Origin of the sequence: Sorangium sp. So ce119, from assembly GCF_051524405.1 — a bacterium.
GTDB classification, from domain to species: domain Bacteria; phylum Myxococcota_A; class Polyangia; order Polyangiales; family Polyangiaceae; genus Sorangium; species Sorangium cellulosum_G.
Map to the genome: position 1 here is coordinate 329610 of NZ_CP150310.1, position 19294 is coordinate 348903.

Sequence of the window (19294 nt, forward strand, 5' to 3'; positions counted from 1 at the left end):
TGCTCGGCAGGACCCGCCGCAGCGCTGCATACGCGCCATCATCGGCCGGCGGGGCCGCTCGGCAGGACGGCCGAGCCTGGCTTGGGCACCGGGGCAGCCGCGCGGGCCTCCTCGACGCGGCGTACACAGGCTTCCCGGTCGGCTTGGGCCATGGGTTCCGGCACACGAAGGAGATCTATCCTCCGCTCGATGGGCATGCAGTAGGTGGTTGCGGTCCACAGCTTGGGATCGTCGACGCCGCGGAGCGGCTCGAGGTCGGTCCAGACCCGCACGGCCTTGTCGTCGGACACGGTAACGATGCTCTTGCCATCGGGGCTGGACGCCGCGCTGGTGAGCGGGGCATCGGAGCCACGAAGGAACAGGGGCTCGCCCGTGCCATCGGCATTCCACAATCCCATCGTCTTGTCCGACGACGCCGTGACGATGCGTTTGCCGTCCGGACTGAATACCGCCCACAAGACCCAATGCTCGTGACCCCGAAGGACCAGGAGCTCGCCCGTGCCGTCGGCGTTCCACACGCGCGCGGTCTTGTCCAACGATGTGGTCACAATGCGCTTACCGTCGGGGCTGAACGCCGCGCTCATCACGCGGTGGTCGTGACCGCGAAGGACCAGGGGCTCGCCGGTTCCATCGGCGTTCCACACGCGCGCCGTCTTGTCCCATGATGCGGTGACAATGTGCTTGCCGTCGGGGCTGAACGCTGCTGTCAATACCCGATCCTCGTGACCGCGAAGGACCAGGGGCTCGCCGGTTCCATCGGCATTCCACACGCGCGCGCTCTTGTCCCATGATGCGGTGACGATGCGCTCGCCGTCGGGGCTGAACGCTGCCCCCAGGACGCCATCGCCGTGACCGCGCAGGATCAGGGGCTCTCCCGTGCCATCGGCATTCCACACCCGCGCGGTCCTGTCCAAGGACGCGGTGACGATGCGCTTGCCGTCGGGGCTGAACCCAGCCGCGTAGACGCCATCGCCGTGACCGCGCAGGACCAGGGGCTCTCCCGAGCCGTCGGTGTTCCACACCCGCGCGGTCTTGTCCGACGACGCGGTGACGATGCGCTCGCCGTCGGGGCTGAACGCAGCTGAAGTGACCCCTTCCTCGTGACCGCGCAGGACCAGGGGCTCTCTCGCACCGGGGGAACTCCATATTCGCGCGGTCATGTCGTACGACGCAGTGACAATGCTTTCGCCGTCGGGGCTGAACACCGCCGATTCGACCCCATCCTCATGACCGCGCAGGACCAGGGGCTCCCCCTTGCCCTCGGCGTTCCATACCAGCGCGGTCCTGTCCTGTGACGCGGTGACGATGCGCTTGCCGTCGGGGCTGAACGCCGCCCCCAGGACGCGATTCTCGTGACCGCGGAGGATCAGGGGCTCACCCGTGCCATCGGCGTTCCACACCCGCGCGGTCTTGTCCACAGACGCGGATATGATGCGCTCGCCGTCGGGGCTGAACACAGCTGAAGTGAGCCCCGCCTCGTGACCGCGGAGGACCAGTGGATGCCCGGTGCCATCGGCGTTCCAAACCCGTGCGGTCTTGTCCACAGACGCGGTGACAATGCGCTTGCCGTCGGGGCTGAACGCCGCGTCCAGGACCCGATCCTCATGACCGCGAAGGACCACGGGCACTCCCGTACCATCGGCGTTCCACACCCGTGCGGTCTTATCGAAAGACGCAGTAGCGACGCGCTTACCATCGGGGCTGAACGCTGCGGCATGGACCGTATCCTCATGACCGCGGAGGACCAGGGGCTCTCCCGTGCCATCGGCATTCCACACCCGCGCGGTCTTGTCCAAAGACGCGGTGACAATGCGCTCACCGTCGGGGCTGAACACCGCCGATTCGACTCCATCCTCATGACCGCGAAGGACCAGGGGCCCTCCCGTGCCATCGGCATTCCACACTCGCGCTGTCTTGTCATACGATGCAGTGACGATGCGCTTGCCGTCCGGGCTGTAGGCCGCATGCCTGACCCAATGCGGATGATCGAGCACCGCGCGGGCAACCCAGTTCTGGAGCGTCCAGCGCGCGAGAACGGACCACCCTCGCGGCACGTCGGGTGGCTCGATCTCGCGCAGGATCGCGACCACGGTCGTGGGATCGGCTTGCAGCTCGCGAGCCGCGGCCATGCGGGTGGCGTTGCGCGCCTGCAGGGCTTCGGCCTGTGCACGAGCCGCTTGCTGGTCAGCGCGGATCGCCAGGTACGACACGATGAGCGCAACCGCGCCCAGCATGACAGTCACGCTCGTGGTGAGCCGCCGGCGCAAGCGGCGCGCGCGCTCGGCGTGGTCCACGACGGCCAGGAGATAGCGCTCTTCGCGCCTGCTGAGCCCTACGCGCCCATCCACTCCGTGGGCCGCGCGGCGGCGCTCGTGCCACGCCCTGGCGTCCTGCGCCGTGCGATCGCGCCAGAGCAGCCCCTCGGCCTGACCGCTCGCCTCCCACTGCTGAGCGGCGGAGCGCAGCCGCGCCAGGAACTGCGCATCTTGCTCGCTCTCGGCGAGCCACTGCCCGAGCTTCGGCCACCTCTCGATCAAGGACTCGTGGACCAGCTCCACCGTCGCGCGATCGCGCGCACCGCCGGTCTCCTCGCCAGTTTCGATGAGCAGGAGCCGCGCGCCGGCCAGGCGCTGGACCACCTGCACGACCGCGTCGGCGGCATCGCCTTCGCCGTCCTGGGCCAGCTCGCGGAGCTCGTCCAGGCTCACCACCGCGCGCGTGCGCTCGGGCGTGACCAGGCGCAAGAGCACCGCCCGGGCCAGGCGCTGCTCGCGAGATGGGAGCGCCGAGAGAACCGCGTCCGCGTGGGCGGACAGGGCGCCGGCGACGCCGCCGAGCTGGTCATAGCTGTCCCGCGTCAAGACCCGGCGCGCGCGATCCCGCGCCTCCCAGAGCTGAGCGGCCGTGAACTGCAAGAGCGGCAAGGGGCTCCGCGTGCTCTCGAGCGTGCTCAGCATGTGCTCGACCATCTCCGCCGTCTCGAAGCGATGAGCGGCCGCCTCGATCGGCCTCGTCAAGGCTTCGCGCAGGTCGCCTCGCCCCATCGGCGGAAGGAACCAGAGCCCGCGGGTCACGTCGTTCATGAAATGATGATCCTCGGCCATCCGATCGAGGAAGTCCGAGCGGACGGCGAGCAGGACGCGCAGGGGCGACGAGGCGTCGTCAGCCGCAGCTTCCAGGCAGGCGACGAACGCCGCCCGCTCCTCGGGCGCGGCGCCGAGCGTGTAGAGTTCTTCAAACTGATCGACGAAGACCAGGATACGGTGCCCGGGTCCCGCACAGCGACAGCGCGCGCGCAGCCGAACACCCAGATAGCCCGGCTGGGAGCGAAGGGTGGCGAGCAGCTCGTCGTGATCGGGGAGCTCGGGCGGACCCGTCGCTGCGCTGCTCGTGGACTCCGCCCCGGCGACCTGCACGAGCACATCGATGAGCGCGGACAGGGGACGGCGCCCTGGGCGCAGAACAAACGCGTCACAGCGGCCCTCGGATCCCTTCAAGGCCGGGATCACCCCCGCGCGCACGAACGACGACTTGCCTGCCCCGGAGGGCCCGGCGACGGTCAGGAGCGGCTGGTTGCGCAGCCGCGCCGTCGTGGCGGCGATCTCACGATCGCGGCCGAAGAACCGCGCCGCGTCCGCCTCCTGGAAGGCGCACAGGCCGGCAAATGGGCTCTCCTCCTCGCCGAGATCGAGCGCCTTTCGACCGGGCAAGAGCGCCTCGAGCTCGGCAAGGAGCTCCATGGCCGAACCGATGCGCTCGGCCTTGCTCTTCTTCAGGCAACGGTCGACCAGGGCGCCAAGCGCGCCCACATCCGGGCGCTTCTCGCTGAGGCGGGGCATCGGAACATCGAAGCTCGCGATGTCCGAGAGCCGCGCGCGCGAAAACGGCTCCAGCGGGTGCTTCCCCGTGAGCAGCTCGTACAGCATGATGCCCACGGCCCACAGGTCAGCGCGATGATCGACGTCCCCGCCCAGCAGTTGCTCGGGGGACATGTACCGTGGCGTGCCGACAGCCGCGCTTCTCCGGCGCTGGCCAGCGTCTCCGGCGAGCGCCGCCCGGGCGCTCGTCATCGTCGAGACCGCCTTGACGTCGATCTGCTTGGCGATACCGAAATCAACCACCTTGATGCATCCGGCGTCGTCCAGGAGGATGTTCTCCGGCTTGAGATCGCGGTGGACGATCCCGCGCTCGTGCGCGCACACCAGCGCGCGAACCACCGGAGTCATGAGCTCGAGCACGACGTTTGGCGCCCTCGGGCCGGGCGGCGTGTGGGCGCCGGGCGACCCGGACGCGCCGGGGTGCTCGCGCTGGGCCATCCACTCGCGCAGCGTGGGACCCTTGATGTATTCGAGCACGAGGTAGGGATATTCACGAATCTCATCGACCTCGTGGATGACCACGATGTTGTCGTGCCTGCAGCGCGCCGTGGCCCGCGCCTCGGCCAGGAAGCGCTCGATCCTGTGCCCGCTGTATCTGAGCAGGACCTTGAGCGCGACCAGTCGGCCGAGCTTCGTGTCGCGGGCCAGGTACACGACGCTCATGCCGCCCTGGCCCAGCTTGCGGATGATCTCGTAATGCTTGATGCGGTCGCCGGCCTCCAGAGGCATGACGCCCCTTGCGGGCCCATCGTACGGTGGCGCAGGCGCTTCCTCCTGGGAGGGCTCAGCGTTGCCTGTTCGCTCCTCCGGCATCCGCGCCGCTGCCAGTCCCGGTGGAAGCGCGGCTCCGCCCGCTCGCCCCTCTGTCCTTCTCGCTGCTCCGATCGCCAGCTCGTCCGGCTTCACCAGGTCTTCCCGGCGGAGCCCGCCCACATCGCAGGCGTCGACCTCGCCCACCAGGCCGTCGGCCGTGACGTCCCGCGCCGCGATCCCCTCGACCGTCGCCCGTCGCAAGAGGGTGCCGAGCGGGTGCTCGAGGAGCACTCGAGGCATCCTCACTGGCTCACGGCCATCTCGCTGGAGAGCCGCTCCCTCCGGCGGCCCGCCGCGGCCTGCACGCCTGCCCGTGAGGCACTCGAGAAACACGAGACCCCAGGCGTACAGGTCCGAGCGCGCCGTCGGCGGGAACCCCCGGCGCTGCTCGGGCGCCAGGTAAGCCTGCGAGCCCACGAGCTCGCGGCCGGACACGGGCGCTTCCTCCTGGTCCGCTCGCGCGACGGCGGCGACCGCGCTGAAGCCAAAGCCGAGCACCAGGGCGCTCCGCTGTGCTCCCGAGGGCGTGACCAGCACCTGGGCCGGCCTGAGATCGCCGTGGACGACGCCGTGCCGGTGCGCGAAGCCGAGGGCGTCGAGGACCTGCCGCAGGAGGAGCCGCGCCTCCGGGGGCTCGAGCGCGCCGCGGGCCGACAGCAGCTCGGCCAGGCTCTGCCCGGGCACGCGCTCGAAGACAGCGTAGAGCTGACCCTCGTCGGCCTGCCCCGCGTCGATGGGCCGGACGATGCCGGGATGGTCGAGCCGCGCGCAGCGGCGCATCTCCTGCAGGAACCGGGCGCGGCGCCGTCGGGCCAGGGCCTCGGGGGTGCCGTCCCTGGAGAGGCGCAGGAGCTTGAGGACGATCGGCTGCCCGCTCGCGAGCAGCCGCCCCTCGTAGACGACCGCGAGCCTGCTCTCCCGGAGCAGGGACAGGATCTCGTAGCGATCCTGGAACACCGTCCTCGGAGCGAGGATCCCCTGGTTCATTGCAGCCCTGCTGAACGCCGCCTCCCGCGAGGCAGCCTCGGGCGCCACAGGGCGCACCGCCAGATGGAAGCGGCGATCCCGTGAGCCGCGGGGCGGGCCTCCGGGGACTTGAGGGCGAGGAGCCTCGTTTGTCCCGCCCCCTGACGCTCGTCCGACCGCTGCCGCCGCTCGCGAAGGACGCTTTTTCCGGGGATGACGCGGCGCTCGTGGCCGGGTTCCGGCGGGGCGACCGCAGGGCGCGCGCCGCCCTGTACGACAGGTACGCCGAGCACGTCCACCGGGTGCTCTACCGGCTGCTCGGCTTCCACCCCGACCTCGCGGACCTGCACCACGACGTCTTCGTGCGCGCGCTCGGATCGCTGCCGAACCTCGAGGACCCGAGCGCGCTCAAGGGGTGGCTCACGATGATCGCGGTGCACGTGGCGCGCTCGTCGATCACCCGCGCGCGGCGGCGGCGCTGGCTCTGGTTCCTGCCGAGCGAGGAGCTGCCCGAGGTCGAGTCCAGCGCGGCGTCGGGCGAGGTGCTGGACGCGCTGCGGGCGACCTACGCGGTGCTCGACGCGCTCCCGGTGGACGAGCGCATCGCCTTCGCCCTGCGGTTCATCGATGGGATGGAGCTGACCGAGGTGGCCGCGGCGTGCGAGACGTCGCTCGCGACCATCAAGCGGCGGCTCGCGCGCGCCTCGGCCCGCTTCGGGGCCGAGGCGCGCAAGCAACCCGTGCTCGAGGCGTGGCTCGAGGGAGGTACCCGGTGGGGCAATCCGAGCGATCGCTGACCGCCCTCGGGCGGCGCGTGGCCGCGCTGCAGGACCGGGCGCCGGGGGCGCGGCTCGACCTGGAGCGGGGGCGCGCGCGGCTGATGGCGGCGGAGCTGCCGGGTCGGCGGGGGGGCGGCAGGGGGGGCGGCGAGGCCGGCGCGCCGCGGCCGGCGCGGGGCGGCGAGGGGACCGCGAGCGGGGCGCGGCTGCGGGCGCCGGGGAGGTGGGGCGGGGGGCGGGTCGCCGCCTGGATGGCGGCGGCGGCGCTGGTGCTGTCGGCGGTCGCGGTGGCGATCGTGGCGCGACCGGGCGCGCCGATGCGGTTCGAGCTCGGGACGACCGAGCCGGGGGTTGTGGGTGCGTGGATCGCCGCGCCGGCGGGGGCGGAGCTGCCGATCCGGTTCTCCGACGGGTCGGTGCTCCGCCTGGCGCCGGGCGGGCGCGCGCGCGTCGCCTCGGTGGACGCGAACGGCGCGGAGATCGCGCTGGAGCGGGGCGCGCTGGAGGTCGCGGTGGTCCACCGAGGGGGGGCGCGCTGGCGGGTGCGGGTGGGGCCGTTCCAGGTGCACGTGATCGGGACGCGCTTCGAGACCCGGTGGGACCCGGTGACCGAGCGGTTCGAGGTGGCCCTGCGGGAGGGGGCGATCACCGTGTCGGGGCCGGTCGTGGGGGAGGCGCGGGCGGTGCGCGCCGGGGAGCGGGTGACGGTTACGCCCGGGACGAACACGATCGAGGTGGCGCCGATCGGCGCAACCACGTTGGGGTCAGGGTCAACCCCGGTCGGATTGGAACCGGGCTCAACCCCGGTCGGGTCAACCTCGGCCGCAACCACGTTGGGGTCGGGCTCAACCCCGGTCGGGTCAACCTCGGCCGCAACCACGTTGGGGTCAGGCTCAACCTCGGTCGGGTCAACCTCGGCCGGGCCAGGCTCAACCTCGGTCGGGTCAACCTCGGCCTCGGGCTCAACCCCGGTCGGGTCAACCTCGGCCGCAACCACGTTGGGGTCGGGCTCAACCTCGGTCGGGTCAACCTCGGTCGGGTCAACCTCGGTCGGGCCAACCTCAACCACGTTGGGGTCGGGCTCACCGGTCAGGTCAACCTGGCGGGCCCTCGCGCTCGACGCGCGGTACAAGGACGCCCTCGCCGCCGCCGAGCGCGAGGGCTTCGACGCGATCTGCGCGGCCGCGTCCCCCGGCGACCTCCACGCCCTCGGCGACGCCGCCCGGCTCGGCGGCAGCACGGCCCGCGCCGTCCAGGCCTTCTCCGCCCTCCGCCGGCGGTTCCCCGGCTCGCCCGAGGCCGCGTCCGCGGCGTTCCTCCTCGGACGGATCGCGCAGGACCAGAGCGACGACCCCGCGGGCGCCGCGCGCTGGTTCACCCTGTACCTGAGCGAGCACCCGGGGGGCGCCTTCGCCGCCGACGCCGCGGGGCGCCTCGTCGAGGCCGAGGACAGGCGCGGCGCCGAGGCGAGCGCCCGTCGCGCGGCGGAGCGCTACCTCGCCGCGCACCCGAACGGCTCGCACGCCGCCTACGCGCGGCGCCTGCTCGCGCGCGCGCCGAGCCCGACCCCCGCGCCCCCTTCCGCCACGCCGGACGCCGCCCCCGCCGACCCCCCCGCGCCGTGACACGCCGCTCCCCGGCGCCCCTCCTCCTCGCCCTCGCCGCGCTCGCGGCGGGGCCCCCGCTCGCCCTGCACGCGCGCGCCGACGACGCCCGCGAGGAGGCCCCCTCGATCATCGCCGTCGTGTGCCCCCCCGGCGATCGCTTCGGCCTCCGGGTCGTCGCCGAGCTCGAGTCGCTCGGCTTCCGGGCGGCGATCCTCGACCCCGCGGCCGACGCGCCGGCGTCGCGCGTGTCCCTCGAGGCTTCCGCGCGCGACGCCGGCGCGATCGCCGCGATCCGCGCCGTCCCCTCCGGGCGCGGCGTCGAGGTCTGGATCGCCGATCGGGTCACCGGCAAGACCGTCCTCCGCGAGATGGCGGGCGACGCCGGCGCGCCCGACCGCGACGCCGCGCTCGCGCTCCGCGTCGTCGAGCTCCTGCGCGCCAGCCTCCTCGAGGCCGCCCTGCCCGCGCCGCCGCCCGGAGAGCTGCCCGCGACCCCCGAGATCCGCGAGAAGCTGCGCGTCCCCGCGCCGGCCGCGCTCGCCGACGCGCCCCCGCCGCCGCCGTCCCCCGCGCTCCGCGTCGCGCTCGCTCCCGGCGCGCTGCTGAGCCCCGGCGGCCTCGGCGCGGCGGCCAGCCTCGACCTCGGCGTCGTCTGAATGCCGAGCGAGCACGTCGGCGCCGTCGCGTTCGCGGCGATCCCGTTGACCGGCGCGCGGCTCGAGCGAGCGAACCTCGACGTCGACCTCTCCGTCCAGCTCACCGGCGGCGGCGCCCGCTTCACCACCCGCGCGGGCCGGTGGGCTCCCTCGGCGGACGTCGGCCTGGCGGTGGTCTCGCTCCAGAGCTCGGGCATGGTCGTCGGCTCGGGCTTCAGCAACGGCGAGCCCTCCACGATGACCGTCGCCCCCTTCGCGCGCCTCGGCCTCGCCTTCGCCGTGACACCCACGTTCCGCCTCCGCGCCGACGTCCTCGCCAGCGCGGTCGTCGAGGGGGTCTCGATCCAGATCGCCGGGCGCGAGATCGCGACCTGGGGTCGACCGATCCTGCTCGCTTCTGCCGGCATCGATCTCGGCTGGTTCTGATGAGCCGTCCTCGCGCCCTCGGGGGACTTCACCCGAGAACCTGTCCTGGAGGTCGATTCAATGAAGCGATTCCTCATGGTCCTCGGCGTGATCGCGATCGCGAGCACCGGCTGCGACGAGATCGTGTTCACATCCGGTCTGGACGGGGAGCACCCGTCCGATCCGGACTCCCCTCCGCCTGTCGACGACGACCCTCCGGTACCGAGCGCCCTCGCCATGCGTGCCGGCGATCTGCCGCCCGAGTTCGAGTTCCAGATGTGGGAGGATCCCGACTCGCTCATCCTGTTCTTCAACAGCGATGTCCAGGAGTGTCCCCCGACGGTGATCGAGGCGACGTGCGAGAACGCGCCCCTATGGCAGCTCATCCTCACCATACCGCCCGATCTCGCCGTGACGGGGCTCATCGAGCTCTCGGATCAGAGGATTTTGTTCAGCGAGTCGCTGTCCGAGGCCACCCCGAGCTGCGCTTTCGGCAGCGGGAGGGGAACCGGCACCCGGGGCACGCTCGAGATCGTCACCAGCGACGAGACCTCCCTCTTCGTGAAGCTGCGCGGCGCCGGCATGAAGGATCAGGCGAGCGGCGATTACACGGTTCAGCGCTGCGGCGCGGCGGTCGAGACCGCGCCTGGCGGCTGATGGTCCACCACACCTGCGCCCGCTCGCTCCGCGGGCCGCGGTGTCCTCCTCCTCCGGCGCGCCGGCCACCCGTGCGCGCGGCGCTCGGCCTGCCGCCGGCCTGGTAGACCGCCGCGTATGCACCTATGCTTCACGCCCGCGCGCCCCACGGGGGGCGCCGTGAGCCACTCCACCGAGGAGCGACGACGCGCATGATCCAGATCTTCGGCACGGCCAGGTGCAAGGCGACGCGGGCGGCGCAGCGGTTCTTCGCGGACCGCGGCATCAAGGTCCAGTTCGTCGAGGTGCGCGAGAAGGGCCTCTCGAAGGGGGAGCTCGCGAGCGTGGCGCGCGCGGTGGGCGGCGTGCGCGCGCTCTACGACGCCGAGGGCGCGCGGGTGAAGGAGCGCGGTCTGCAGCACCTCGGCCCGAGCGACGCGCGCATCGCCGAGCTCCTCGCGGAGGATCCGCTCCTGCTCCGCACGCCCATCGTGCGCGACGGCCAGCGCGCCTGCGTGGGCGCGGCCGAGGCGACGTGGAAATCGTTCGCCGACGCCGCGAAGGGGAAGTAAAGGCGATCGAGGGAGCCGAGCGGGTCGGGCTCGAACCAGCGCCGTACATGCGCGCTCGAGAACAGAGAGGGGCGAGGGTGGCACAGTACGTCGCGTTCCGGGCTGGCATCGAGGTGCGCGCGGCCAACCTCCAGAGCTTCTTCGAGGCGCCGGGGCGCGCCTATGCCCCGATGATCATGAAGATCATGATCAAGCACGGCCTCCACCAGCTCATGGCCATCGACTGGCTCCCCATGCAGCTCTGGCTCGACGCCCAGCGGGAGATCGCGGACACGATCGGAGAGCACACGCTCTTCGCGCTGGGCAAGAAGGCTCCCGAGGTGGTCGCCTGGCCGACGGGCATCGACACCATCGAGGCGGCGCTCGCGTCGATCGACGTCGCCTATCACCTCAATCACCGCATGGACGGCGAGCCGATGTTCGATCTGCGGACCGGCGCGATGAAGGACGGGATCGGCCACTACCGCTGTCGCGCCAGCGGCGACCGGAGCATCGCCGTCGTCTGCGCCACGCCCTATTCCTCCGAGCTCGATCGCGGGCTCATCACCGGCATGGCCCGCCGGTTCAAGCCGGCCGCCGAGGTCACTCTCGATGAGACTCAGCCCACCCGCAGGCGGGGTGGGGAGTCGTGCACCTTCCTCGTGCGGTGGTGAGCCCGCGAGCGTCCAGCACGCCGGCGCGTCCGCGCCCCCCTCGCGCCCCTCGCGTCATCGAGCGCGCGCGAGGCGCCCCGGCGGGGGCACGTCAGCGCTCGGTCAGCGTGTCGCAGCGTGGTAGTCCTGGAGGATGTAGTAATGCGCCTCCATCGCCGAGATCATCCTGTCGACGTTCCTGTCCTTCACGAGCTCCCAGAAGGCCTTGTCGATGGGGTCGAAGAACGCGCCGGGGGCGCTGAGGTGCCGCGAGGGGACGAAGAGCGTCTCCGGGTCGTTCGCGTCCTCCATCGCCCTCTGCGACAGCGAATCGTAGAGGCTGATGTCGATGTCGCTCCTCGACGGGATCGACCCCTTGAGCGGGTTCAGGGCGTCCTGCCCCTCCACCGAGCCCATGGTCGCGAGCAGGTCGAGCGCGGCGTCCCGGTGCGCTGCCCCTCTCGGGATGACGAAGCTGTCGACCACGTAGACGAAGGCGTCCTCGCCCACCGTCACCATGCCGAAATCCTCGTCGAGCGCGTACCCGCGCGCCTGGAACTCGGCCTTGGCCCAGTCCCCGTCCATGACCATCGCGGCCTCGCCTCGCCCGACGAGCTCGACGGCATCGTACCAGCGCAGCTCCTCGGCGTTCGCGTTCATGTACTTCATGGCCTTGAGGCCCGCCGTCAGCGCGGCCCTCACCTTGCGCGTGTCGGGGCTGTCGAGGCGACCCTTGAAGAGGTCGTCGTAGTACGTCGCGCCGGCCGACATGATGAAGATGTGCTCCCACATGAGGCTTGCCGGCACCGACGGATCCCTCGCCGCCACCGCCAGCGGCACGACGTTCTTCGCGGCGAGCGCCTCGTTGACGGCGAGGAGCTCGTCGAGCGTCGTCGGGGGAAGCAGGTCGTTCTCCGCGAAGATCTTCTTGTTGTAGAAGAGGCAGTTCGTGCGGTGGATGTTCACCGGCACGGCGTAGACATGACCGTCGTACGACACGGACTCGACGATCGACGCCGGCGCGCTGGAGAGCCACCCGCTCGACGCCACGACGTCGTCGATCGCCTCCAGCTTGTTCGCCCCCTCCTGGCCGTTGTGCTTGACCCAGCTCATCATCCGGGCGCCGCTGTAGGACTGGAACATGTCCGGCGGGAGGCCCTCGACCATGCGCTCTTCCAGGCGCCTCTCCGAGGCGTTCGCCGCAGCCGCGGCGGCGTTCATGACCTTCACGTCCGGGTGATCGCGCCGGTGGACGTCGATGAGCGCCTGAAGCGCCCTGCTCTCGCTCGGGCTGCTCCACCAGCTGAAGAGCTCGATCCTCGCGTCTCCGCCGCTCGGGCCGATCTCTCCGACGCTCCCGCACCCCGCCGCGCCGGACGTCGCCAGCGTCACGGCGCCGACGAGGCGCAGCACCTTCACGAAGAACGCCGCCGGACGAGCGAATCTCATCGCTGATCGTGGTGGTCCTGGATGATGTAGTAATGCGCCTCCATCGCCAGGATCATCTTGTCGGTGTTCCTGTCCTTCACGAACTCCCAGAAGGCCCTGTCGATGGGGTCGAAGAAGGGGCGGGGGACGCTGAGGTTGCGCGCCGGGACGAAGCGGGTCTCCGGGCTCCTCGCGTCCTCCATCGCCTTCCGCGACAGGGGGTCGTAGATGCCGAGGTCGGTGTCGGTCCTCGACGGGATCGACCCCTTGAGGGGGTTGAGCGCGTCCTGCCCCTCCACGGATCCCATGGTCGCGAGCAGGTCGAGGGCGGCGCTTCGGTGGAGCGCCCCTCTCGGGAGGACGAAGGTGTCGACCACGTAGACGAAGGCGTCCTCGCCCACGGTGACCATGCCGAAATCCTCGTCGAGCGCGTACCCGCGCGCCTGGAACTCGGCCTTGACCCAGTCCCCGTCCATGACCATCGCGGTCTTGCCTTGCCCGACGAGCTCGACGCCATCCACCCAGAGGAGCTCCTCGGCGGCGTCCGCGTCGACGTACTTCAGGGCCTCCAGCGCCGCTTCCAGGGCGGCCCTCACCTCGGGCGTATCGGGGCTCTTCAGTCGACCCTTGAACAGGTCGTCGTAGTACTGCGCCCCGGCGGACATGACGAAGATGTGCTCCCACAGGAGGCCGGCCGGCGTCCCCGGGTCCTTCGCGGCCAGGGCCAGCGGCGTGATGCCCTTCGCGGCGAGCGCCTCGTTGACGGCGTAGAGCTCGTCGAGCGTCGTCGGCGGCGTGAGCTCGTTCTCGGCGAAGAGCCGCTTGTTGTAGAACAGGCAGTTCACGCGGTGGACGTTCACCGGCACGGCGTACACGTGGCCCCTGTGCGTCACCGTCTCGACGACGGACGCAGGCACGGTGGAGCGCCACCGGCTCGACGCTGCGATGTCGTCGAGCGGCTCCAGCTTGTTCTCCCCCTCCAGGCCGTTGTACTTGACCCAGTCCATCAGCCGGACGCCGCCGTGGACCTGGAACACGTCCGGGGGCAGCCCCTCGGCCATGCGCTCGTCCAGGCGCCGCTCCAGGACGGCGCGCTCGACCCCGGCGCTGTTGTTGATGACCTCCACCTCCGGGTGAGCGCGCTTGTGGACGTCGATGAGCGCCTGGAGCGCCCGGGTCTCGCTCGGGCTCGCCCACCAGCTGAAGACCTCGACCGTCGCGTCGCCGCCCTCCGGGTCGCCTCCCCCGCACCCCGTCGCGCCGAGCGCGGCGAGCGTCAGGACCCCGGCACAACGCAGCACCGTCACGAAGGTACCCTTCATGTCAGCCTCCCGTCCTCTCCTGTCGCCCCGCCGCTCGCCACCAGCGTGCTGTGAGCCCATGTCCGTCGAGGACCAGAGCGCGGCGTGATATTACATTCTCTCGATCCGCGCGCGGCGTCAAGCTCGAGCGCCCCGAGCGAGCCCCTCAGGAACCGCCGCGCAGGAGCTCATGGGTCGAGTCACGGCCGCTTGTCGAACTTCCGGTCAGGCGCCGCTCCGTGTACGATCCGCGCGCCGGGAACATGCGGAAAGTACGGTGTGAAATGAGCGATTCCTTACTCGATGTCGGGCAGAGGGGGGGTGCGCGAGGTCCCTTCGTCTCTCGGCTGTGGCGCGCGCCGCGGGGCGCTCGCCGGCGCGATCTCGCCGCGTCGATCGTGGCGATCATGTCCTTCGCCGCCGCGGCGTCGTGCAGCGTGACGGTCGACCTCGATCCGCTCCAGGACGGCGTCTCGTGCCCGAGCGGACAGAAATCCTGTTACGGAAGCTGCGTGTCGATCATGGATCCCGACTACGGGTGTACGCCGGACCGGTGCGCGCCGTGCACCCTGATGCAGGCGGACGCGGTCTGCGACCCCTCGAGCGCGGAAGGCCAGTGTATCCTGAGCAGGTGCATCCCGGGCACCGAGTACGAGAGCTGTGATGGCGAACTGAGGAACGGGTGCGAGACCAACACGAACACCAGCCTTGATCACTGCGGCTTCTGCAACACCCGGTGCACCTGCGAGGTCGGCTTCGCCACGTGCATCCGCGGCTCGTGCCGATGCTCCTCGTGACGGCGGCCGGCGTGGTGTCCCCTCATCGATATCGCAACAAAGAATCGCAACAAAGAGCGATGCTCCTGCCTTGGCCACCACTTCGCGCGGAGAACACCCTCGCCGGGGCCGGGCCCCTCAGATCACGCTCAGAGTGGCCGCTTCGCACGGTGCCGCGTGTAGCAGCTCGGGCAGCGCCACTCCATCATCCGGCGCCCGTTCGCGTCGACGGTCCGCGTCAGCCTCCACCCGTACCGCGAGCTGATCAGCGTGTAGTTCGTCTCCGTCTTCGGCGCCGGCGTACTGCAATCGACGCACCGGTGGGATACACGCTGCTCGCTCTCCGGTGGGATCGTGTGCCCCGAGGGGGTAGAAGGCGCGCTCCTCGGACCGTCGAGCATTTCCGGGTAGAGTGAATCGCGTCTGGTAGCCGACATCTGAACCTCAGGATGTACGCTGAATGTCCACTGAGCGTGTCGCCTCACCTGTCCGCTGGGCGCCCGGAATCGAACATCCTCAAGTGTAACGGAGGACTCCTCTGGTGCCAAGATCGATCTCGACGAGACCCACGGTCGCGCGGCCTTGCGGGCCGCAGGAATCAGCACGCTTCCGTCGAGTCCCGTGCTTCCATGACGCGCTTTGATGCGCCGTATCATGGCGGCGGCGTGGGCCGCTCTCGTTCTCGTTCTCGCTCTCGTTCTCGCTCTCGTTCGTGGGCGGCCCCACGCAGGACCGCTGTTCGAGCGGCCCAGGATGCGTGTCGCCATACGACCGGTCAACGCCCACAGCGCGCCACGTCGACCTCCATCGTGCCAGGCGCGCACCGCCTCTCCCTCGCGTGCGCTTTCTCTTCACGAGGGCGCCGTGTACTCTCGGATCCCGTGGCGGGGCTGGTCGAGCGGATCGTGGACAGCGCGAGCGAGACGCACGGAAGGTACCGTGTCCTGCTCGAGCTCGGGCAGGGGGGGACCGCCCGCGCGCTGCTCGCCGTCGCCCACGGCCCGAGCGGCTTCAGCAAGCTCGTCGTGCTCAAGACGCCGAAGAAGGCGCACGCGCTCGATCCCGAGTTCCGGCGGATGTTCCTGAACGAGGCGCGCCTCTCCGCGCGGCTCAACCACGCCAACATCGTCCAGACCAACGAGGTGATCGAGGAGGACGGGAGCCCCGTCCTCGTGATGGAGTTCCTCGACGGGCAGCCCCTCTCGAGCGTGCTCACGATCGGCCGCGGGTCCTTGCCGCTCGCCATGCACCTCCAGATCATCGTCCACGCCCTGTGCGGCCTCCATCACGCCCACGAGCTGGAGGATTTCGACGGCCAGAAGCTCAACGTCGTGCACCGCGACATGACGCCGCACAACATCTTCGTCACCTACGACGGGCAGGTGAAGATCCTCGACTTCGGCATCGCGAAGCTCGATCGAGGGTCCGACTACCAGACCGAGACCGGCGTCATCAAGGGCAAGATCCGGTACATGTCGCCGGAGCAGATGATGGGCGAGAAGATCGACCGCCGCGCGGATCTTTACGCCGTCGGGGTCATGCTGTGGGAAGCGGCCACGGGCGAGCGGATGTGGAAGGAGACGCCCGATCCGCTGCTCATGAACCTCGTGCTCAACGGAGATGTCGCCGCCCCGCGGAGCGTCAATCCGAGCGTCCCGGTCGACCTCGAGCGCGTGATCATGAAGGCGCTGGCCCCGGAGCGCGACGACCGGTACGCGACAGCGGCGCAGCTCGCGGCCGACCTCGAGGCCGTCATCGATGCGCTCGGCACGCGCGTGACCAACGGCGCGATCGGCAAGTTCGTCTCGACGCTGTTCGAGAACGAGCGCGCCGCGATGAAGAAGTCGGTCGAGGCGCAGCTCGTGAAGGTGGCGTCGCTGTCGTGGGCCGAGGCCGAGGGGACGGACCGAGAGGCGCGCTCCGAGACGGGGATCCGTACGGTCCGCAACAGCGTCACCGAGGTGCCGGCCCCGGGCCGGAGGCGGCGCGCCGCGCTCGTCGGCGTCGCGTGCGTCGCCGTGGCGGTCCCGCTCCTCGCGTGGAGGCTCGCGCCGGGCCCGCGCGACGACCCGGCCCCGCCGGCGCCCGCCGCCTCCGGGGCGAGCGCCGCGCAGGCCGCGCCCGGCCCCGCGATGGAGCAGCCTGCCCGCCCGGCGACCGTCCGCGTCCGCATCGCGGCGTCGCCCCGGCACGCGGCGCTGTTCCTCGACGGCGAGCCGCTCGCGACGAACCCCTTCAAGGCGCGGATGGAGAAGAGCGGCGCGGCCCACGAGGTCCGCGCCGAGGCGCCGGGCTACGCGAGCGCGCGCGCGGAGATCGTCCTCGACAGGAACGTGGACCTCGATCTCGTCCTCGAGCAGGAGAAGCGGGACGCGCCGCCGGCGCCGGCGCGCGTCGTGAAGCGCGCCCCCACGGCGGCGCCCGCGGCGCCGCCGCCCGAGGCGGACTGCAACCCGCCCTATGATTTCAACGAGCATGGGATCAAGAAGTTCAAGCCGGCGTGCCTGTGAGCGCCGCGCGCCCGGCCTGAGCAGGGCGCCCCTCGGGGCGGGAGCGTTCTTGATAGCCGCCGCGCTCCTCGCCGGCTCGCCCGCGCTGGGCCAGCAGGCCGACGAGAAGGCCGCGTGCCTCGCGAAGCACGAGGAGGCGCAGGTCGCGCGGCAGCAGGGCAGGCTCCGGGACGCGCGCGGCGCGCTGCTCGCGTGCGCGCGATCGACCTGCCCGTCGCTCCTCCGCTCGGACTGCGCGAGCTGGCTGTCCGCGCTGATCCAGGAGATCCCGTCGGTCGTGCTCTCCGCGGAGTCGCAGCGCGGCGACGAGCCGGACGCCCGCGTGCTGATCGACGGCCAGCTCGCGGCGGAGGCGCTCGACGGCAAGGAGATCGAGGTCGACCCCGGCAAGCGCGTGTTCCGGTTCGAGCTGCCGCCGCACGCGCCGATCGAGAGGACGCTGCTCATCCGCGAGCGCGAGCGGGGCAGGCCGGTGTCCGTGTTCTTCGGCGAGCGCGCGGCGAGCCCTGCGCCGCCCGCGCTCCCCGCGCCGCCGCCGCCGGAGGGGCCGCGCCCCGTGCCGCTCGCGGTCTACGTGCTCGGCGGATCGGCGCTCGTGGCCACCGGGCTGTTCGCCGGGTTCGGCGCGGCCGGCCTGGCCGAGCGCGCGTCGCTCCAGGCGAGCTGCGCGCCGTTCTGCGGCGAGGCGCAGGTGCAGCCCGTGCGGACCCGGCTCCTCGTCGCCGACCTCGCCCTCGCGGCCGGCGTCGGGGCCGCGGTCTCCGCGGGGATCCTCTTCTGGCTCCGCCCCGCGGCGTCGGTCCACGCCGCGCCAGGCCCGCCCGCCGCGGCGTCGGTCGACGTCGCGCCGGTCGCCCGCGGCGCGCTGCTCCAGCTCCGCGGCGCGCTGTAGGCCGGGCGGCGCGACGGCCAGCGCGGTAGCATCGGCGCGCCCATGGTCCCGCGCCCCCCGCCTCGCGCGCGGGTCGACGTCGACGCCCTCGACGTGCCCGCGTTCGGCCTCGCCGACGACGTGACGCCGTTCCGCGGCGACGTCCACGCGCACCGCAAGCACCAGATCCTCTACGCGGACGCGGGCGTGCTGCACCTCGAGGTCGGCGGCGCGCACTGGGTGTTGCCGCCGCAGCGCGCCGCGTTCATCGCGGCCCGCGCCGCGCACCGCGCGTACGCCACGGGGCCGGTCGCGCTGCGCACCGTGTACCTGTCGCCGCGGCTCACCCGCGCCCCGCTGCCCGGCGGCGACGCGCCGGGCGAGGGGCGGGTCGACTGCCGCGTATTCGCGGTGACGCCGCTCGCGCGCGAGATGATCCTCCACGCCATGCGGTGGGGGCCGGACCACGGCGGCCGCGACGCCGTGGCGTCGATCTTCTTCAGGACGCTCGGCGCGCTGTGCCGGGAGTGGGCCGCCGAGCCGCTGCCGTTCAGGCTGCCGGTCGCGCGCTCCGTCGAGCTCGAGCGCGCAATGCAGTTCGCGCACGAACACCTCGGCGAGCGCCCCGGGCTCGACGACGCCGCGCGCGCGGCGCGCACCTCGGCGCGCACGCTCTCGCGGCGGTTCGCCGAGGAGGCCCGGACGACGTGGAGCGAGTACCTGAGCACCGCCCGGATGCTGCGCGCGATGGAGCTGCTCGCTGGAGGGGGCGCCCGCGTAACCGACGTCGCGGTCGCCGTCGGCTTCGACAGCCTCGGCGCGTTCACCCGCGCGTTCGCCGCGTTCACGGGCGAGCGGCCGAAGGACTACCGGGCGCGGGCGCGGGCGGGCGGGAGCGTCCCCGGGACGTCACGCCCGCCGTGATCGCTCGGTCAGGGGGCTCGCCTGGGCCGCGCGTGCTCGACGCGGTGCCGGCGGTGCTCCACGCGCGGCTCCGCCGCCGGCCTGCGCGTCGTCGTGCTGTAGCCGTGGTGGTGGTGAGGCTCATGGTGGTGGTGGACGCGGGTCCTGTCGAACTCGACGCGGTAGCTGACCAGGGCGCGCGGCTCCTCGCGGTAGTAGACCCAGCCGTGGCGCGTCGGAGTGTACCAGCGGCCGTCCACGTAATAGACGTAGCTCCCCCGGTAGTAGACGCGCGGGTAGGTCTCGACGTAGGCCGGCGCGGCCGCGATGTGAACGACCGGCTCCTCGACCACCGCGAACTCCCGGTGCGTGACGACCACGGGCGCGGGGGCGACGGTCCTGGTGTGGACCTCGGCGGCGCACCCGGTCGCGCCGAGGACCGCGAGCGCGCCGAGGACCGCGAGCGCGGCGAGCCTGCTGCGCTGCGGGGAAACCGCCGTGGTTCTGGGGGATGAGCTCTGGAGATCAGGCGAGTTGATGTTCATGGGGACCTCAGCAGAG

Annotated in this window: 15 protein-coding genes; 11 read left to right on the forward strand and 4 right to left on the reverse strand. The window is 71.8% G+C overall.

Annotated features, from left to right (window positions below):
• Window positions 1-38: 38 nt before the first annotated feature.
• Entirely contained in the window at window positions 39-5678 is a 5640-nt protein-coding gene (locus tag WME76_RS01330; protein ID WP_437958415.1) for an nSTAND1 domain-containing NTPase, read from the reverse strand.
• Between the two features lie 128 nt (window positions 5679-5806).
• Between WME76_RS01330 and WME76_RS01335 the strand changes: the two genes are divergently transcribed.
• The 7 genes from WME76_RS01335 (at window position 5807) to WME76_RS01365 (ending at window position 10965) form a co-directional block, all read left to right on the forward strand.
• Complete coding sequence (locus WME76_RS01335) at window positions 5807-6454, forward strand: RNA polymerase sigma factor (RefSeq protein WP_437958416.1); 648 nt, start codon at window positions 5807-5809, stop codon at window positions 6452-6454.
• A complete protein-coding gene (locus WME76_RS01340; RefSeq protein ID WP_437958417.1) occupies window positions 6430-8061 on the forward strand; it encodes a FecR domain-containing protein in 1632 nt (543 codons plus the stop codon). Before WME76_RS01335 ends, WME76_RS01340 begins: the two co-directional genes overlap by 25 nt.
• Complete coding sequence (locus WME76_RS01345) at window positions 8058-8699, forward strand: hypothetical protein (protein WP_437958418.1); 642 nt, start codon at window positions 8058-8060, stop codon at window positions 8697-8699. Before WME76_RS01340 ends, WME76_RS01345 begins: the two co-directional genes overlap by 4 nt.
• Entirely contained in the window at window positions 8700-9125 is a 426-nt protein-coding gene (locus WME76_RS01350) for a hypothetical protein (protein ID WP_437958419.1), read from the forward strand.
• Between the two features lie 60 nt (window positions 9126-9185).
• Entirely contained in the window at window positions 9186-9761 is a 576-nt protein-coding gene (locus WME76_RS01355) for a hypothetical protein (protein WP_437958420.1), read from the forward strand.
• Window positions 9762-9952: 191 nt separating this feature from the next.
• Window positions 9953-10312, forward strand: coding sequence for an arsenate reductase family protein (locus WME76_RS01360; RefSeq protein ID WP_061607159.1), 360 nt, complete (start codon window positions 9953-9955; stop codon window positions 10310-10312).
• A 77-nt stretch (window positions 10313-10389) separates the two neighbouring features.
• The gene (locus tag WME76_RS01365) at window positions 10390-10965 is read left to right on the forward strand and encodes a hypothetical protein (RefSeq protein ID WP_437958421.1); all 576 of its coding nucleotides are present in this window, start codon (window positions 10390-10392) and stop codon (window positions 10963-10965) included.
• A 102-nt stretch (window positions 10966-11067) separates the two neighbouring features.
• On the opposite strand, the gene WME76_RS01370 is transcribed toward WME76_RS01365, so the two are convergent.
• Both WME76_RS01370 and WME76_RS01375 read right to left on the reverse strand, forming a co-directional pair.
• Window positions 11068-12393, reverse strand: a complete 1326-nt coding sequence (locus WME76_RS01370; RefSeq protein WP_437958422.1) for an ABC transporter substrate-binding protein — start codon at window positions 12391-12393, stop codon at window positions 11068-11070.
• Window positions 12390-13694, reverse strand: coding sequence for an ABC transporter substrate-binding protein (locus WME76_RS01375; protein WP_437958423.1), 1305 nt, complete (start codon window positions 13692-13694; stop codon window positions 12390-12392). Before WME76_RS01375 ends, WME76_RS01370 begins: the two co-directional genes overlap by 4 nt.
• 386 nt (window positions 13695-14080) lie before the next feature.
• Between WME76_RS01375 and WME76_RS01380 the strand changes: the two genes are divergently transcribed.
• From WME76_RS01380 to WME76_RS01395, 4 genes are all read left to right on the forward strand, one after another.
• On the forward strand, window positions 14081-14470 hold the full coding sequence (locus WME76_RS01380; RefSeq protein ID WP_437958424.1) for a hypothetical protein: 390 nt from the start codon (window positions 14081-14083) through the stop codon (window positions 14468-14470).
• 860 nt (window positions 14471-15330) lie between these two features.
• Window positions 15331-16959, forward strand: coding sequence for a serine/threonine protein kinase (locus WME76_RS01385; protein ID WP_437958425.1), 1629 nt, complete (start codon window positions 15331-15333; stop codon window positions 16957-16959).
• Between the two features lie 49 nt (window positions 16960-17008).
• Window positions 17009-17851, forward strand: coding sequence for a hypothetical protein (locus WME76_RS01390; RefSeq protein WP_437958426.1), 843 nt, complete (start codon window positions 17009-17011; stop codon window positions 17849-17851).
• A 42-nt stretch (window positions 17852-17893) separates the two neighbouring features.
• Entirely contained in the window at window positions 17894-18754 is an 861-nt protein-coding gene (locus tag WME76_RS01395) for an AraC family transcriptional regulator (protein WP_437958427.1), read from the forward strand.
• Window positions 18755-18762: 8 nt separating this feature from the next.
• Here the strand turns inward: WME76_RS01395 and WME76_RS01400 are convergent, their stop codons facing one another.
• Window positions 18763-19278, reverse strand: coding sequence for a hypothetical protein (locus WME76_RS01400; RefSeq protein ID WP_437958428.1), 516 nt, complete (start codon window positions 19276-19278; stop codon window positions 18763-18765).
• Between the last annotated feature and the right edge of the window lie 16 nt (window positions 19279-19294).

Bases quoted from the DNA above. Each gene is read 5' to 3' on its own strand.
- WME76_RS01330 (WP_437958415.1), bottom strand. From the start codon at position 5,678: ATGAACCAGGGGATCCTCGCTCCGAGGACGGTGTTCCAGGATCGCTAC.
- WME76_RS01350 (WP_437958419.1), top strand. From the start codon at position 8,700: ATGCCGAGCGAGCACGTCGGCGCCGTCGCGTTCGCGGCGATCCCGTTG.
- WME76_RS01355 (WP_437958420.1), top strand. From the start codon at position 9,186: ATGAAGCGATTCCTCATGGTCCTCGGCGTGATCGCGATCGCGAGCACC.
- WME76_RS01360 (WP_061607159.1), top strand. From the start codon at position 9,953: ATGATCCAGATCTTCGGCACGGCCAGGTGCAAGGCGACGCGGGCGGCG.
- WME76_RS01370 (WP_437958422.1), bottom strand. From the start codon at position 12,393: ATGAGATTCGCTCGTCCGGCGGCGTTCTTCGTGAAGGTGCTGCGCCTC.
- WME76_RS01375 (WP_437958423.1), bottom strand. From the start codon at position 13,694: ATGAAGGGTACCTTCGTGACGGTGCTGCGTTGTGCCGGGGTCCTGACG.
- WME76_RS01380 (WP_437958424.1), top strand. From the start codon at position 14,081: ATGTCCTTCGCCGCCGCGGCGTCGTGCAGCGTGACGGTCGACCTCGAT.
- WME76_RS01395 (WP_437958427.1), top strand. From the start codon at position 17,894: ATGGTCCCGCGCCCCCCGCCTCGCGCGCGGGTCGACGTCGACGCCCTC.
- WME76_RS01400 (WP_437958428.1), bottom strand. From the start codon at position 19,278: ATGAACATCAACTCGCCTGATCTCCAGAGCTCATCCCCCAGAACCACG.